Below are 16,140 nucleotides of genomic sequence, written 5' to 3' on the forward strand. Positions count from 1 at the left end.
ACGGGACGACTGATCGACCCGGTGGAGGGGGCGCATGAGTGACGGGCTGAAAAAAGCGCGGACGGCGCGCGGTTGGTCGCAGGAGCGATTGATCCGCGAGATCGAGCGGTACGCGCGTCAGCACCTGACCGACGTGGCGTCGACTGCGAGCCTGCGCGTCTACGTGTCCGAGTGGGAGAACGGCCGACGGCCGCTCTCGGACCGCTATGCCGCAATCCTCCGCCCGCTGCTCGGCGTCACCGATGACGAGCTGCGTGGCGCGCCGGCCACCACTGCGGCGCTACCAGCCGTCGGCGGCTACGAAGAGCTGATCGAACGGGTCGACTCAGCGCGCAGCGTCAGCAAACCCATGGTGAGCACGTTCATGGATCAGACGGAACTGTTCCGGACCATGGATCGGCAGATGGGCGCCGCGAGCCTGGTGGATCAGATGAACGGCCACCTCTCCGCCCTCGAAGATGCGCTCACCTTCGCGGTACTCCCTGATGCACGGAAGCCGATCGCGCTCGCCCTCACGGGCGCAGCGACTCTTGCGGCGTGGCAGGCGTTGGACGCCGGCGCCGTCGAGAGAGCGTGGCGACACTACGAGCTGGGCAAGCGCGCTGCCCAAGAGGCGGACGCGCCTATGTACGCGGCTCACGCCATGGGGGAGCAGGCGTACGTTCTGTGTGACGCCGGTCGACCCGAACTTGCCGTTGAGCTGGTGCGCAACGCGCAGGCCACAGGCGGAGACCGGCTCTCGCCCCGTCTGCGGGCGTGGCTTCACGCCGCGGAGGCCGAGATCTGCGCGAAGGCAGGTAGGGGTGACGAATGCAGGGGGGCGTTGGAAAGGGCAGCCGCGTGCCTCCCGGACGGGGAGGAGGCACGCGACCCTGACATGCTGAGCGTCTTCCTGAACCACGGGCACCTGTCCCGGTGGCGAGGTAACGCTCTCGCTCTGCTCGGCGACGATGATGCCGTGGGCAGCCTGTACGAGGCTCTCGACACGATGGACCCGACCTTCGTTCGCGCCCAAGCCGGCCTGCGATGCGACTTGGCGCAGGCTCACCAGGCGCGCGGTGAGGTCGACCAGGCGCGCGAGCATCTCCGGCACGCACGGCTGCTGGCGAACCGTACGGGCTCAGTGCGTCATCGCCGCCGGATCGATCTGCTCACGGGGCAGATGTAGGAGAGCTGGCGAGCAGGTGGAGCAGGGCGACGAGCGTCCCTGACCCCATGAGCTGCCCCTTGGCCATCAGGCCAGGAATGTCGGCGAGCGGTACCCAGGCGACGTGGCCGGCCTCTTCCAGATCAGTCGGCTCGCCGATGCGCTGCGCGCCGCGTCCGACGTAGATCTCGTGAGGGCTGTCGACCATGCCCACCATCGGCTGGTATGTGACCACGTGCTCCAGGCTGTCAGGGCGCCAGCCGGTCTCCTCCTCCACTTCGCGGAGTGCCGTCGTCTGGGCATCCTCGCCGGGGTCGACGATCCCGCCGGGAAGTTCCCAGCCCCACTGCTGTGGCACGAAGCGGTAGCGCCAGAGCATGAGCACGCGGTCCGCGTCGTCCAGCACCGCTGAGATAGCGACGTGATGGAGCGTGACGACGTGATGCTCGAAGCGCTCCACGCCGGGCGGCTCCACGTCGACGAGGTCCAGCTTCACCCAGCGATTGTCGTAGAGGTTCCGTTCACCGTGGACCTTCCAGGGCTCCAGCCCCTCGGGCGGCTCGATGCTCACGCCGCCGGCCACTCGGTAAGCGCTCCGCCCGTAGGCCCGGATCAGTCGCTCAGCGGCCAGACGAGCCAGCACCTGCCGGAGGGCCGTGCGACCGATCTCCAAATCCTCGCTCAGCGTTCGCTCGGACGGCAGCTTGTCTCCTGGCTGCAGCTTCCCCGAAGTGATCCACTCACGGATCGTTGAGTAGACCTTCGTCGACTTCGGTCCCATCCTCAGAGCACTCTCCTGGTTCGTCGGCTGGCGCGTACCAGCGTATCCGTGGGCATCCGACCTCGACAGAGCTATCCCTCGACCTTCCCGTTCGGAGTACGGCATTTATGGGCACATCGCGCCTGATAACAGGCACGGGTAAGAATTGCCTCTCTCGAACAGGCGAGAAAGTCAAGCAGTGAGCACTGAGGAAAGACTATTCGTCACTCCGTTCAGTGCGCCTACTTAGCCGCCGCTTCCGCCCTATCTCTTGGCGAACATAGTGAACACTCATGCATAAGAGAGCTGCCTTAGCGGCCCCCGGAATTGCGCCCATGATCACCACTTCAACAAGAGGTGGAACCGTCCAAGTCTGGACGGTAGATACATGCGGAAATCCGACGTACCACCCGATGGCCAGCAAAATCATTCCACTGTTCCGAAGGAGCGACGCACGTCGACGATTACTATCCTCGCCACTCACGTGGAGGAGTGTCCAAAACAAGCCGTAGAAGGTAATCACCCACAGCCATGACATGAATAATCCGTACTGCGACCGCGCGACATGATACAGCCCTGGCGCGATAACAAAACTAACGAGGAATGCGACCGCCCAAACCGAACATTTGATCAATGCCGGGAGGAACTTCGGGTGTCGTAAGTGGAATTCAGCCTCCTTCTCGAAGCTCCTGATCGGCAGGCCGCCGAGTGGTGCGTTCTCGAATTTCTGACGCTTATCCTCCTGCACCTGGTCCCAAGCGTCTCGTAACGCATAACGCAGCCCCTCCAGTGACACCGGAGGGCCGTAGGTTCCCACTATGTACGACTGTACGTCGGCAATCATGGAATGCACGGTAGTCGAATCTAGTATCGCATTCTCGTCGATGCTTACGTAGCTCGGCTTCTTCCCTTTGGCTACCTGTCCCTTGAGGGCCTGGCTCAGATTAACCCAGTACAGCTCTCGCATCTCAGGGTCATATACCACTCCGATCACCGGGATGCGGCTACGGGCCCAGTCTTCTACATGCTTGCCGCACGGTATTACGTACCCCCTTGCTTGCTTGTACGAGACTCCGCTCTTTACCTGCACAGCGACAATGTCGCCTGTGCGGCGCCCATTCTCAGTAAGCGAAAGATAGCAGTCCTCGCCGTAGTCGTTACCACCATCAATCTCTTGAAAGATGTGTCCGGCAGACTCCATGAGAGCGCGAAAAGCATTTACCCCGGCGCGTTCAGTCCTTCGAGTATCTTTGATCTTGGCCACTGTCCCCCCTGATTCTCCATCCGGTTAGCCGCTCAACCGAACCGTTAAACGAACGTCACCAATTGAGCCGCAGCGCTGCGGCATCGCGCCTGAAGCGATCGCTGGTGCGATGGGCCGTCGCCTTCGATGCGCACGTACAAGCCGACCACCTGGGCAGGACCAGTGAGTCATCCATGCAGCTGAAGGTAGCCGAGGCCGCTGACAGACGACGGTCGCTAGCAACGCGAACGGGAGTCACTGCGGGCGTCCGGTTGCGAGAAGGCGGCGTCATGCGGCACCTTGCCCCATGAATCGAACAAGCGATCTAATTGAGGGTATGGATCGCCCCGACATCCCCCAGGACCTCCTGGAGGCTCAGACCGCTTGGTACCTCACCTACGGTCGGCTTGCTACGGCGCCGACGAACCAAGTGGCTCCCTACCGCCGACGCCTGCTGGAGCTCTCCCGGCGCATCGCCGACCACCCCTACTGGCAGACCCCGCAGGGCACGCCCGCGGCCCGCGTGGCGCTCAAGGAGCAGGCCCGCGCCGCCGCCGTTCGCGGCCGACGGCCGTGAGCCTCACCGCCCGCCAGGAGCACATCGCCCGTAGCGCCCGCGAATGGCAGGCCGCGTACGGCGAGCCGCCCACCATGCGCGAGCTCGCCACCGCGGCCGGCCTCTCCTCACCCTCCTCGGTCTCCTACCAGCTACGCCGGATGCGTGAGCAGGGCGTGCTGGTAGAGACCCGCGGCCGCAGGGCCCGCTGCCCGTACTGCGGCCGCTGACCGCAGCATTGCCCCTTGTTGAGCTCCACAGGGGCGGCACGGTCTGACAGTGGTCTTTCCCCAAGCCCTCTACCGGGCGCAGAAGCGAGACGCCATCCTCGGGGGATGGAGGACTTCGAGTTCGAGTGCTGGCGGTGCTTAGAGACCAACGTCATCCAGGGGCGACCCAAGGGCTTCTGGAGCACGACGCACTACGAGCTGCCGGGCGAGTTCGAGTGCTGGTCGTGCGGCGCCCTCAACACCACGCCCGACGACTGAGCGGCGGGTCATTGGTCGCCGGCGCGGCCGTTGTCCTCGTTGTCGGCGTACTCGGGCACCGTGCCGGTTCCGTCGCATCGCTCGCACGGGATCGTGTACGTCTGGCCGGTCTCGGTGTCGGTGACCGTGACCTGTCCGTTCTGGCACGAGCCGCATGTCGGCACGACGACCGCACGCTCCCTCTCCGCCACAAGGCGCTCGGTCAGGTTCAGCAGGCGTGTGTACCGCCCGTCCGCACGCAGCGCGGGAATGTACCTCGGATCCACCCAGCCCATGACCGCCTCCGCTAGCCGAGGCCGACCTCCATCATCACGCTCACCGCCGATGAGCACCAGAGGCAGAGCGGCACCTTCACCGGTGCATGCAAGGAAGCCCCGTTGGCCACGCGGTACGCACTCCGCCGACAGCCTCCGAGGCGGTCTCTTTGAAGCGAGCCGTGCCAGTTGAAAGCGCAGTCTGAGGTGAGCTCAAAGCTTCCCGTCCCCTCAGCCAGCTTATTCCGCGTCATCGCCTAACGGGAATAGTCAGTAGAATTGTCGCCAATTGTTGTCCTGGTCATCTCTGACGCCGGTGATCAGACTAGATCTCACCTTTTCGGTGAAGGTTGCGTTCAAATCCCAGAAGCGAGGCGTACCTCCGCCGCTGGATTCACCAAATGAATTGAAACCTTCTGCGATGGGTTGCAGGGTTGGATCTGTCAAGGCGAGTCGTTCGTATAGGTTAGCAATCAGCACAGCCACGGTCGGGGAAGTGTCCATGCCCATCTGCATGATGCAGCTCATGGCTGCGCCATGCTCATAGCTTTCCGCTTCGTTTGGCGCGAGGTGTCGGATCATTCCAGGATGACAAAAAGGCATTCGGGAAGTGCTCCACACCCCCAGGTCGGCGACGCATAGAAGATCCATGATGTATCGCGGGTGGGTGGCGTATCTCTCGCTCATTTCCATGCAGGTGGCGTACACCTTCATTTGTCGTGTTGGCGCGTCCCCCCTCCAGGAATGTGAATGCGCAAGAAGCCCCACAGGGAAAGGTCCGGTGATTTCCCCCCTCGGGGAGCCGCTCCTGAGTCTGAGGCCCTGTTGAATCTTCGCCGCGCGTTCAAATCCATCTCTGATGCCCTCGCGATTAAGTGTCAACTTAACGCTGAAAGCAGCTGCGACACCACTCGCTAGAACTTCTTCCCGAGCCCTCAAGGCGTGAGGATAATTGGGACGAAAAACCACCAAGTCGGTCTCAAAAACGTCGCCATCCGGTTCTTCCGGGAGGATGTACTTCCTTGTTGCTACTTCGTACTGGGGAGGAAGCCATTCCGTGAGCATGCGCTTCCAAGTGCCTTCGCCCCCGTGCCCAGCGCGCTGAGGGTCTGACCGGGCTGCCTCGTGCAGTCTCAAGTACTCCTGCTGCATGTCCTGCTCGACGGCTCGCAACCAGCGGTGGTGAATCGCACTATCCATTGCGCCTCCGGTTGATCATGCCTCTGGCCGAGCGGATGAATGTGCGGACTCCTATGAATCCGCGTGTACTTATGGAACCACGGAATGATTCAAAGGCGGAGTGCTCGCCCTCAGCTGAGTGACGCCGCCTATCTGTCGACGGTCAGGGGCAGCGAACGTCTCCAGAGTCTCCTATGCGGGTCACCCTTCTGCAGACAGTGTTATACCTTCCCAGTAGCGAGAGGTTGACGATCTTCGCAGTACGCCTCCGGCCTTGTTGAGGGCTTCCTGCAGACTCGCTACAGGGCACGACGCTCCACCAGCCCAGTCGGTCCACGCTTGTCGAACCGTGCTCGCTGCGATTCGGGAGGCAGGGGCGACCCTGATCATCTCCGCAACGAATCGGTCTACGGCGTCAGAGTCCCGTGCTCGACGGCGCGCTGCTGTCACGACGTCCTCATCTGTCGCTGCGATGATGGCTTCGAGTTCTAAGACTCGTAGCTCGGATGCACGTAGAGCCTTATTGGCTTCTTCGAGACGGGTCGATAGGCGGGCGTGCAGCCGGTCGTTTAGCTGCTGCCGGCGGCTTGCCCCTTGGTTCCACGGTTCCGATGAGTGGTCCTTCGACAGGTACTTGATCGCCTGCAGCAAGACGTCGACATCGTCTCGGGCGTTGCCCAGCATGAAATTGCACGACTGGCACAGGGCCCCCCGAACGACGCCGGTTTCGTGACAGTGGTCTATTGCGAAGATGCCCGATTCAAACCCGGATTCTGTTGACTGACAGATCATGCACGCTTGTACGGCACGGATAGCGAGAGCTTGCTCCAGCGTCAAACCGTACAGAGTGCCTGCGAGTTGCGCCGCTTGAGCTTGCAGGCGGCAGGTGTCTCCGCAGTAGCGCACAGCTCCATTGGATACGTACTCCGCACCACATGTCCCGCAAGTCTTCATTGCCATGAGAGCCCCCCCCACCAGCATCTTACGTTCGACTACGGACCTCGTTCGGCGGCGGGCTTTGGGTGACAGGGCGCCTGCACAGGTATTCTGGGCTGTCCCTGGGCCGTCCGGAGGCGCCCCCCGGACGACCTAACCCGACCAATAACGACCGTGATCAAGGCTGGCCAGTCAGTTCATAGGCCCAGCTAGACCCAGGTGCCCAGCCACATCCGGCCCTGCCATGCGCTCGTCGGGATCGGTAGCCCTGTGTACGTCGGATAGAAGTAGATGAAGTGTCACGAGGCACTCAAGCCCACCTGAGGCGTCAACTTGCGACTCGGGTGCCAAACATGTTGGGAGCGTGTATGCCGGCAAGTAGAGGTTACGGATCACCGGCTAATTGCTGACCTCGCGAGGAGCCCCTGGCAGTCGCAAAAACAACAGTGCGCGGCGTCCTGCCTCCCCCATCCCCACGCGAACTCGATCTATCCACTGGCCCCCTATCCCCTGCGCTCTTCGGAAGCACGCCGGGCGGAGACCGTGCCCGACACACCTCCGACACAGCACGCCCGGCAGAACAGATCCCAAATGCTCCACCGCAGGTCAGCGGTGCTTTGGGGCCTGATCGGCACAACCACTCCGGAGCCGTGTGCGCAGGTTCGAATCCTGCCGGGGGCACTTCACCTGGACCAGCGTGATCACACCGCTGACCAGCACAAGTGCCACAAACGAAGGGTCGGCCCCACTGGGGTCGACCCTTTGTCGTTGCCATGCGGGGTCCTTCTGCCTCCTTCCTGCGGATTCCTGCCGGTCGATGGCCTATGCACGCTGATATAGATCAGACGCATGCATCTCTATGAGGGAACAGTCGCGCGGGCGGCGGAAGGAATCGCCGATCCCGGCTTTGTCGATAGGTGCGCCGAGCGGTTCGCCGCCCGGCATGGCTGTCCGCCGACAGTGGGTGAGCGACGTAGCTGGGAACGGAGTTGGCCTCGCCTGCTGCGGGCTCTCTCCGCTGCCGGGCTCGGCGGCCTGCAGCTCATGCTGGAGTACGAACTTCCCGGCACCAGTCAGCGCATTGACGCTCTGCTGCTCGGCGAGAGTCCAGCAGGCGACCGCTTGGTCGCGGTCGTCATCGAGCTGAAGCAGTGGACGCATGCAGAGCCTCGTCGCGAGATACCCGACGAGCTGATCGTCGCCGGGCGAACGGTTCTGCACCCCGGACGTCAGGTCGGCGGGTACGTGAATTACCTCCAGGACTGGCTTCCCGCCGAGCTCGGACTGGAAGTCCGTGGGCTTGCTTACCTGCACGACGCGCCCACAGCGCTGATCAAGAAGATGCGCGCGCAGGTCAGCACAGGCCCCAGCGCCGGTTTTCCCCTGCTCGGGGAAGAGAGCGTGCCGCTGGACGAAGCGCCGGAGGTGCTGGCCGCGCGCTTCCAGAGCCAGGATCTGCGGCCCGCCGACCCTCAGCGCATAAACGATTTCCTCGAAGCGCGGCACCGTCCGTCGCGGGATCTGCTGTCCAAACTCGCTGCCGTCATCTCTGGCGATGAAACCTTCCGCCTCGTCGACGAGCAGGACCGTGCACGGCGAGAGATCCTCCACGCCATCACCTCCATGAAGCAGGGGAAGCGTGGGCACATCGTCGTCGTCACAGGCGGACCGGGAACGGGGAAAACCGCCATCGCCACCCGACTCTTCGCCGACCTGTGCCGGGCAGAAGAAGAGGGCGCCAACCCGCGCCTCCTCTCCCCTTCCGGGACGCTCAGTCAGCAGCTGGCCCGGGCGGCCGGGGATTCGGCGAGGGGCCTCATACGCACCTTGACCGACACCGTGCCGATGGGCCTGGACGAGAACACCAGCGTCGTACTGCTGGATGAAGCGCACCGCGCGCGCACCGATCTCACGACACGGACGACCGAGTTCCCCAACCTCTTCATCCGGCTGCTCAGGCGGTGTGCCGTACTCGTTCTGTTCCTCGACGAGGGCCAGATAGTGCGGCCCCGCGAAGGCACCACCAGGAGAGAATTACAGCAGTTGGCCACCCGCCACGAGTTCACCTTTGCCCACATCGATCTGCGAGCGCAGTTTCGCTGCGGCGGGTCCCAGCGGTACCTCGACTGGGTCGACGCGCTCTTGAGCCCGGGCGCCCGGCCGACCGTATGGCCCGGCTCGGAAGACTACGACCTGGCCATCGCTCCCAACCCGCTCGAACTGGAACTCTGGGTCGGCGATCACCTCACCAAGGGTCGGCTCGCCCGCATCACCGCAGGCTTCTGCTGGCCATGGGACTCCCCCGCCGACCCGCCCCTGGAGAGGGAGGTCTCCATCCCCTGGAACGATCACGACGGACAGCACATGTGGGAACGTTCATGGAACTCGAGAGCCGATCGCGCCCTCGCCGATGGCACCCCCGGCCGGGCGTTCTGGGCCACGGACGAGGGCGGTCATGAGCAGATCGGCTGTGTCTACACGGCTCAGGGCATGGAGTACGACTACAGCGCCGTCATCTTCGGCGAAGACCTCACCTGGACCGCCGGCGGGTGGCAAGCACGGCCGGAGAAGAGCCACGACCCAGCGCTCCAAGCGCTCTCACCCGAGCAGTACCTGCCCTACGCGCTCAATGCCTACCGCGTCCTCGCCACACGCGGGACGCGGGGTACCCGGCTCTACTCCACCGATCCCGATACTCAGCGGCTCCTGCAGTCGCTGATCCCCAATCGGCCCACTCAGAGCGATGGCCATTTCTGATCGCTACTTGGATCAACTTGGGGAACTTTCTTGCCAGTTATGTACATGATCCGTAAGGTTACGGGCTCTACGGCAACGCCGGGCTTCCAGGCAACTGGACATGCCCCCGCCTGCATCTGGAGCACATGTGCGCTTACTTTCCCCCGCCGACCACGTGTGGCGAGCCACTCGCCACCCCCGTTCGTCGGCACCGGTTCAGCACCCGGGCAGCAGAGGAAGCACGTCGCCGCCGACGTGTCCCCCTCTGGCCTGAGACCACTTCCTCTCCCGACCACTGCGCCCGGATCATGAGGAATCGTTTGGTCCTCGCTTTCCGCCGCATGTCCCGAAGGGACCTTCGTGCTGTCCGAGCCCATCACTGACCGTCCGCAGATCACCCACGCGCCGGCAACGGCATTTCGCCGCTTTGTGCGGCCGTGGTGGCGACGTCGATAGCCCTTACGGGGCGAGGAAAACCGAACGTTCCCTCGCCCCAAAAGGTCGAAACCGACCACGGACGACAGAACTAGAGTTGACACCGAAATTCACGCGGCCCGCCGGGCTTCCGCTCCTGACGGGTACCTCCCGCCGGGATCAGCAGGACATGCCCCCACCCGCTCCCGCCACTCCGCATTGCCTGGGGGCTCGCCTTGTTGATCCGCGAATCCGCTGCGTCCGTCGCTGCCGAGCTGCGCTCCGGAGCGCTGTTCGGTCACCTGGCGGACCGTTTCGTCCACGCGCATGGCCACCAGCCGTCCCCGAGCGAACTCCGCTCGTGGGAGCACTCCATTCCGGCTTTGGTGCACGCCCTCGTCGAAGCGGGGCTGGGCGAGGTCGAGGTCATGCTGGAGTACACGCTGCCGCTCACCAGTAAGCGTGCCGACGCGATTCTCGCCGGTGTCCACCCGAAGACCGGCGAACCTTCGTACGTGGTCGTCGAACTCAAGCAGTGGACCGAGGCGTATCCGGATGAGGAGGCGCCCAACCTCTGCCATGTCGCGGGCATGCAGGCCCGTCCGCGGCTCAATCCGATCGAGCAGGTGCGCGGGTATTGCGACTACCTGGCTCAGTTCAACGGTGCGCTGGACGGGCATGAACACCGGATCGCCGGCGTGGCCTTTCTGCACAATGCGACGGAGTTCGGCGCCGGCTCGCTCGACGTCGCGGGGCAGTCGCCGCGCGGGCGCTTTTTCACCGGGGACAAGCGCGGCGCATTTCTCGCCTATCTGCAGGGCCTGCTCGCCACGGAGTCCGGTGCGTCCGCGGCCGATGCGTTCCAGGCCGGCCGGGTCAAACCGTCCACACAGTTGATCGCCGTCGCAGCGGAAGAGATCCGGGACCGAGAGATGTTCCGGCTGCTCGCCGAACAGCAATTGGCCTACGAGCTGGTACTGAAAGCCGTACGCGATTCGCGGCAGGCCGACAACAAGGAAGTCATCGTCGTCACGGGCGGACCGGGCAGCGGGAAGAGCGTCATCGCACTGTCTCTCCTGGGCGAGCTGTACCGCCAGAAGCGGTCCGCGCTGCATGCCACCGGCTCGGCGTCCTTCACCAAGACCATGCGCAAGGTGGCCGGGGCTCGCAAGCGTGAGGTGCAGGAACTCTTCAAGTACTTCAACAGCTTCATGACGGCCGAGCGCAACGGTATCGACGTACTGATCTGCGACGAAGCGCACCGGATGCGCGAAACTTCGGCCAACCGCTATACGCCCGCCGCCCATCGCACGGGTAAGCCCCAGGTGGAGGAATTGATCGACGCCGCCCGGGTGCCTGTGTTCCTGCTGGACGACCATCAGGTCGTGCGCCCGGGCGAAATGGGCTCTGTTTCCGAGATCCAGGACGTGGCGGCGGCCAAGAACCTGCGCTGCACGGTGGTTTCCCTGGACGATCAGTTCCGCTGCGGCGGCAGTGACGCGTATCTCCAATGGGTGGTACGTCTGCTGGGGCTGATGGACGGAGGACCGATTACCTGGGAACCGGACTCGAAAATGCGGCTGATGGTGGCGGAGAGCCCGGAGGAAATGGAGGCGTTCCTCGAGTCCCGGCGCGCCCAGGGTTACAGCGCACGTATGTCCGCCGGCTACTGCTGGAAGTGGACCACCAAAACCCCGCCGGGTCAGGCGCTCCCGGCCGACGTCGTCATCGGCGACTGGGCTCGGCCGTGGAACGTCTACGGAGACCGCGCCGTGGCCGGTGCCCCGCCCGCGGCGCTCTGGGCCACCGATCGGGCCGGCTTCGGCCAGGTCGGGTGCGTCTACACCGCGCAGGGCTTCGAGTACGACTGGAGTGGCGTCATCATCGGACCGGACCTGGTGTGGCGTGGCGATCGCTGGATCACCGACCGCACCGCGTCGAAGGACCCGGCATTCAAGAAATCCACCCCGGACGACGCGGTGGATCAGCTGATCCGGAACACGTACAAGGTGTTGCTGACCCGCGGCATGGTGGGCACGGTCGTCTACTCCACGGACGCCGAAACCCGCGCCAAGCTGCGCGATCTCATCCCGTCCGAGGCTGAGGTACTGACCCCATTGCCCTAGCCGGTTGCGGACCAGGGACGTTTTCGGTCATGGGCGGCGTCATGGATGTCCAAGCGTCTCGAGGTTGGATGTGACGACGGCCAGATGGTGGGAGGTGGCCCACGCCCGCCACTCCCTGCCGCCGCCCGCCTTCGGCCGCTCATGGCGGGCGCACGCCTGGAGCTGCGCATCGCCCCATGAGGTCCCCGCGCCGGTCGGCGGCCAGTATGGGGACGCCACCAGGTCACGGCTGAGCATGAAGAAATCGTCGTTGCCCGATCGAGTGCGTGGATAGACAAAGACCTGCCAGTCATCGGCCGTCGTGTAGCGCATATTGGGATCCGGCGTCCCGCGGCTGGGGGGCGGCATACGCGGATGGGTAATACCGAAATCCCCGAAATCGAGCCCGTCCCCATCGCGCTGGGCTGCCACCTGTTGCCAGAGTCGCGCGTCCTCCCTCGCCACCGGTGTGGCCTGCCCTCGTGGGAACCCGGCGAGATTGACGGGGAAAGCACCGGAAGCCACGCATTCGGTCCGCCAGGGCCGGCCCGAAAACCACTTCAGGGCGGTGAGGGCCGCTTCAGCAAGCTCCTCCCGTCTTCTTGCGGACGGTATGGGACCGGCGTCGATGAGGAGATCGACCTCCTCCGGATCCACTTGAAGGGCATCGAGGAGGGCGTGGATCTGTCGTCCGTCCGGCTGGCCTGCACACGCATCGGCTCCCGTGATGACACGTAAACACGCACCCTGCTGATGCTGTGCAATGGCGTAGGCGGCTTCGGCCAGCACCTCGTCCGGATCGGTGACCCTGATGACGGGGCACAGGGGAACCCCGCGCAACCCGAGCGACTCGGCGAGGCGCACGATGGGTCCGCCCACGTCTCCTTGCAGCACGCGCACCGAGGGGAGCGCACCGCAGTCGACCGTAAGGACCATGCCATTGGGCACATATTCCATGGCGTGGTCGCAGAAAGTCTCCAGCAGATCCCTCAGGTCGGGGTCCGGAACGACTTCCATCACTGGGCGAATACCCGTGCGTACCTCCGGCGCCGCATGTCCAAGCGCCAGGAACTCGCCTTCCTTGCCCTTCAGGATCGGGACATAGGCCACCGGCCACCCCCAAGCGCAGACCGCACTCAGCCAGTTGACGTGTTGCTCACCACCACAGGGTGACCACATGCCGGTGGTTCAGATAGAGCACGGAATGCGCCATTCAGGCCGGAAGTCGAGGTTGGCGAGGAAATGTGCCGACGGCTCAGACGTCCGTCCGGATCACCACCACCAGCGTTCGCGGTCCGTGGACGCCCTCCACCCGTTCCAGTTCGATGTCGGAGGTGGCGGAGGGGCCGCTGATGAGGGTGGTGGGGCGGGTGGGGGTCAGGCGGGACAGGGCTTCGGGGATGCCGGGGGTGACCGTGGAGAGGTCCACGACGCAGAGGTGGAGGTCGGGGACGAGGGTCAGGGCGCGGCGGCCCTGGTCGGGGGAGGCGTCGAGGAAGATGGTGCCCGTTTCGGCGCAGGTGACGGCGGAGGAGGTCAATACGGCGTCGAGGGCGTCCAGTTCGAGGGGAGAAATGTCGGCGGTGTCGTGCTGCACCTCGCCGTCGTACGCGGTGAGCCAGGACGGGTCGAGGCCGGGCGGTACGCCGATGCGGCGGGCGCTGTGGTCGCGGAGTACGGCGGCGATCACCTCGGGGGTGCGGTCCGCCGTACACGTGTGGACCTCGGCCTTGTAGTCGACCAGGCGGTCGGTGAGCAATTCGAGGAGGTCGGGGGCGGGGAGGGTGCGGTCGGTGCGGTAGTCGCGGGGGATGTCCACGGCGGAGGCGGGTGCGAGGGCCTGGGCGTCGTGGATGCGGGCGAGGATCGTTTCGCGGGCGGTGGTGGGGGCGGTCACTGGTCCTCGTCCTCCTCGGGGGTGTGGTTCTCCGTGCGGCGCCGCGCGCCCTCCTCCGGGGAGTTGTCCTCCGTACGGCGTCGCGCGCCCTCCTGCGCAGCCGCGCGCATCGCCTCCGTACCTTCCTCAGCTGCCGCGCGCAGTGCCTCCGCGCCCTTCTCCGACGCCAGCCACGCGCGGAAGGACTGCTTGGGCGGGGCCGGGGTGTCGCGCGTGGCGCTCCAGCCGTGGAAGGGGGGCGGGAGGTGAGAGATGCGCCCGTTCCGGCCCGCGAGTACGCGGCCCGCGCCCGAAGCCTTCTGCGCCGTCCGGTACACCCCCGGCCTGCCCATCACCGCGGCCGCCGCCTTCATCGCCAGCTTCTCCGCCGTCCGGCCGGTGGCCTCCGTGTGCTGGTGGCGCAGCTCGACGAGGAGGGACGGGATGTCGATCTTGACGGGGCAGGCGTCGTAGCACGCCCCGCAGAGCGTGGAGGCGTACGGCAACGAGCTGTTGGGGTCGTCCCCCGTCACATCCATGCCGGCCAGCTGGGGCGTGAGGACGGCGCCGATCGGGCCGGGGTAGGTCGAGCCGTACGCGTGGCCGCCGGTCCGCTCGTACACCGGGCAGACGTTCAGGCAGGCCGAGCAGCGGATGCAGTTCAGGGCCTGGCGGCCGATCGAGTCGGCGAGTGCCGCGGTGCGCCCGTTGTCCAAGAGGACGAGGTGGAAGTTCTGGGGGCCGTCGCCCGGTGTCACGCCTGTCCAGAGGGACGTGTACGGGTTCATCCGCTCGCCTGTCGAGGAGCGCGGGAGGAGTTGGAGGAAGACCTCCAGGTCGGCGTAGCGGGGGAGGATTTTTTCGATGCCCATGACGGTGATGAGCGTGTCGGGGAGGGTGAGGCACATGCGGCCGTTGCCCTCGGACTCGACGACCGAGAGGGTGCCGGTCTCGGCGATGCCGAAGTTGGCGCCGGAGACGGCGACCGGGGTGGTCAGGAACTTCTCGCGGAGGTACGTGCGGGCCGCCGCGGCCAGCTCCTCCGGTACGGCCCGCAGCTCCGGGTCGACGCCCGGGATTCCGGTGCGGAAGATCTCGCGGATCTCGTCGCGGTTGCGGTGGATGGCCGGGACGAGGATGTGGGAGGGCTTGTCGTCGGCGAGCTGGACGATCAGTTCGGCGAGGTCCGTCTCGTGGGCCTTGATGCCGTGGTCCGCGAGGTGTTCGTTGAGGCCGATCTCCTGGGTGGCCATCGACTTGACCTTGATGACCTCGTCGCTGCCCGTCTGCTGGACGAGGCGGGTGACGATGTCGTTCGCCTCGGCGCCGTCGCGCGCCCAGTGGACCGTGCCGCCGGCCTCGGTGACCTTCGCCTCCAGCTGTTCCAGGAGTTCGGGGAGGCGGTTCATGGTGTCGGTCTTGATGGCGGAGCCGGCGTCCCGCAGCGCTTCCCAGTCGGGGAGTTCGCCGGTGACGGCGAGCCGCTTGGCGCGGATGGTGTGAGTGGCTTTGGTGAGGTTGCGGCGGAGCTGGTCGTTGCGGAGTTCGTCGTGGGCGGCTTTCGGGAACGTACGGTCGCCGCGGAGGTTGCCGGTGCCGTACGGGGAGCGCGGCGGGAGGGCGGGCATGCCGAGGTAGGTGGGGGTGCTCATCGGGCGGCGGCCTCCAGCTGGTCGGTGTCGGGCAGTACGTACGGCGACGTACGCGTGGACGCGAGGATCCGGGCCAGGTGCAGCGTGCGGGTACCGGCCTTGATACGGGAGAGTCCGCCGCCGATGTGCATCAGGCAGGAGGAGTCGCCGGCCGTGCAGACCGCGGCCCCGGTGCCGGTGACGTGGCGCATCTTGTCGGCGAGCATCGCCGAGGACGTCTCGGCGTTCTTGACCGCGAAGGTGCCGCCGAAGCCGCAGCAGGCGTCGGCCTCGGGCAGCTCGACGAGGTCGATGCCCTCGACGGCGCGCAGCAGCCGCAGCGGCTTCTCGCCGACCCGCAGCAGCCGGAGGGAGTGGCAGGTGGGGTGGTGCGTCACCCGGTGGGGGAAGTACGCGCCGACGTCGGTGACGCCCAGCACGTCGACCAGGAGCTCGGACAGTTCGTACGTTTTGGCCTGTACGGCCGCGACGCCGGCGCGGAGGGACGCATCGCCGTAGCGCTCGGCGACGATGCCGTGCTGGTGGCGTACGGAGCCGGCGCAGGAGCCGGAGGGCATCACGACCGCCTCGATCGACGGGTCCCCGAACTGCTCGGCGAAGCCGCGGACCAGGGGGACGGGCTCGCGCTGGTAACCGGTATTGACGTGCATCTGGCCGCAGCAGGTCTGGTCCGGCGGGAAGACCAGCTCGTGGCCGAGGCGGGCGAGCAGGACGGCGGTGGCGCGCACCGCGTCGGGGAAGAGCGTGTCCCCCAGGCAGGTGGCGAAGAGTCCGATGCGCAATGGAGCCTCCCG

15 protein-coding genes and 1 pseudogene are annotated in these 16,140 nt (G+C 65.6%); 6 read left to right on the forward strand and 10 right to left on the reverse strand.

What is annotated here, in order from left to right:
• Nucleotides 1–34: 34 nt before the first annotated feature.
• Entirely contained in the window at nt 35–1,168 is a 1,134-nt protein-coding gene (locus tag AB0I82_RS17120; protein WP_363258054.1) for an XRE family transcriptional regulator, read from the forward strand.
• Here AB0I82_RS17120 and AB0I82_RS17125 read toward each other — a convergent pair.
• Complete coding sequence (locus tag AB0I82_RS17125) at nt 1,152–1,928, reverse strand: NUDIX domain-containing protein (protein WP_363258055.1); 777 nt, start codon at nt 1,926–1,928, stop codon at nt 1,152–1,154. The two genes, AB0I82_RS17120 and AB0I82_RS17125, sit on opposite strands and share 17 nt — an antisense overlap.
• A gap of 196 nt (nt 1,929–2,124) precedes the next feature.
• A complete protein-coding gene (locus AB0I82_RS17130; RefSeq protein ID WP_363258056.1) occupies nt 2,125–3,171 on the reverse strand; it encodes a DUF4365 domain-containing protein in 1,047 nt (348 codons plus the stop codon).
• Between the two features lie 316 nt (nt 3,172–3,487).
• Here AB0I82_RS17130 and AB0I82_RS17135 point away from each other — a divergent pair, with 316 nt between their 5' ends.
• The 3 genes from AB0I82_RS17135 to AB0I82_RS17145 all read left to right on the forward strand — a co-directional run bounded on the left by AB0I82_RS17135 (nt 3,488) and on the right by AB0I82_RS17145 (nt 4,194).
• Entirely contained in the window at nt 3,488–3,727 is a 240-nt protein-coding gene (locus tag AB0I82_RS17135; RefSeq protein WP_363258057.1) for a hypothetical protein, read from the forward strand.
• Complete coding sequence (locus AB0I82_RS17140) at nt 3,724–3,936, forward strand: hypothetical protein (RefSeq protein ID WP_363258058.1); 213 nt, start codon at nt 3,724–3,726, stop codon at nt 3,934–3,936. The genes AB0I82_RS17135 and AB0I82_RS17140 overlap by 4 nt, the downstream gene beginning before the upstream one ends.
• A 105-nt stretch (nt 3,937–4,041) precedes the next feature.
• Complete coding sequence (locus AB0I82_RS17145; protein WP_157847675.1) at nt 4,042–4,194, forward strand: hypothetical protein; 153 nt, start codon at nt 4,042–4,044, stop codon at nt 4,192–4,194.
• Between the two features lie 8 nt (nt 4,195–4,202).
• Here the strand turns inward: AB0I82_RS17145 and AB0I82_RS17150 are convergent, their stop codons facing one another.
• From AB0I82_RS17150 to AB0I82_RS17165, 4 genes and pseudogenes are all read right to left on the reverse strand, one after another.
• On the reverse strand, nt 4,203–4,469 hold the full coding sequence (locus AB0I82_RS17150; RefSeq protein ID WP_363258059.1) for a hypothetical protein: 267 nt from the start codon (nt 4,467–4,469) through the stop codon (nt 4,203–4,205).
• Nucleotides 4,470–4,718: 249 nt separating this feature from the next.
• Nucleotides 4,719–5,141, reverse strand: a complete 423-nt coding sequence (locus tag AB0I82_RS17155; RefSeq protein ID WP_363258431.1) for a hypothetical protein — start codon at nt 5,139–5,141, stop codon at nt 4,719–4,721.
• 144 nt (nt 5,142–5,285) lie between these two features.
• Nucleotides 5,286–5,648: pseudogene (locus AB0I82_RS17160) on the reverse strand (DUF6602 domain-containing protein); the annotation flags it as partial.
• 180 nt (nt 5,649–5,828) lie between these two features.
• Nucleotides 5,829–6,608, reverse strand: a complete 780-nt coding sequence (locus AB0I82_RS17165) for an endonuclease VII domain-containing protein (protein ID WP_363258060.1) — start codon at nt 6,606–6,608, stop codon at nt 5,829–5,831.
• An 804-nt stretch (nt 6,609–7,412) separates the two neighbouring features.
• Between AB0I82_RS17165 and AB0I82_RS17170 the strand changes: the two genes are divergently transcribed.
• Together AB0I82_RS17170 and AB0I82_RS17175 are read left to right on the forward strand one after the other, a co-directional pair.
• The gene (locus AB0I82_RS17170) at nt 7,413–9,320 is read left to right on the forward strand and encodes a DNA/RNA helicase domain-containing protein (RefSeq protein WP_363258061.1); all 1,908 of its coding nucleotides are present in this window, start codon (nt 7,413–7,415) and stop codon (nt 9,318–9,320) included.
• Nucleotides 9,321–9,949: 629 nt separating this feature from the next.
• Nucleotides 9,950–11,839, forward strand: a complete 1,890-nt coding sequence (locus tag AB0I82_RS17175) for a DUF2075 domain-containing protein (protein ID WP_363258062.1) — start codon at nt 9,950–9,952, stop codon at nt 11,837–11,839.
• A 39-nt stretch (nt 11,840–11,878) separates the two neighbouring features.
• Here AB0I82_RS17175 and AB0I82_RS17180 read toward each other — a convergent pair whose 3' ends face one another.
• The 4 genes from AB0I82_RS17180 to AB0I82_RS17195 form a co-directional block, all read right to left on the reverse strand.
• Nucleotides 11,879–12,928 carry a hypothetical protein gene (locus AB0I82_RS17180; RefSeq protein ID WP_363258063.1) on the reverse strand — a complete coding sequence of 350 codons (1,050 nt, stop codon included), beginning with the start codon at nt 12,926–12,928 and terminating at the stop codon, nt 11,879–11,881.
• A gap of 145 nt (nt 12,929–13,073) precedes the next feature.
• Nucleotides 13,074–13,715, reverse strand: coding sequence for a lactate utilization protein C (locus AB0I82_RS17185; protein WP_363258065.1), 642 nt, complete (start codon nt 13,713–13,715; stop codon nt 13,074–13,076).
• Complete coding sequence (locus tag AB0I82_RS17190) at nt 13,712–15,346, reverse strand: LutB/LldF family L-lactate oxidation iron-sulfur protein (protein WP_363258066.1); 1,635 nt, start codon at nt 15,344–15,346, stop codon at nt 13,712–13,714. The genes AB0I82_RS17185 and AB0I82_RS17190 overlap by 4 nt, the downstream gene beginning before the upstream one ends.
• On the reverse strand, nt 15,343–16,128 hold the full coding sequence (locus AB0I82_RS17195; protein WP_363258067.1) for a (Fe-S)-binding protein: 786 nt from the start codon (nt 16,126–16,128) through the stop codon (nt 15,343–15,345). The genes AB0I82_RS17190 and AB0I82_RS17195 overlap by 4 nt, the downstream gene beginning before the upstream one ends.
• Nucleotides 16,129–16,140: the final 12 nt, after the last annotated feature.

Source organism: Streptomyces sp. NPDC050315 (assembly GCF_040655775.1).
Taxonomy (GTDB): domain Bacteria; phylum Actinomycetota; class Actinomycetes; order Streptomycetales; family Streptomycetaceae; genus Streptomyces.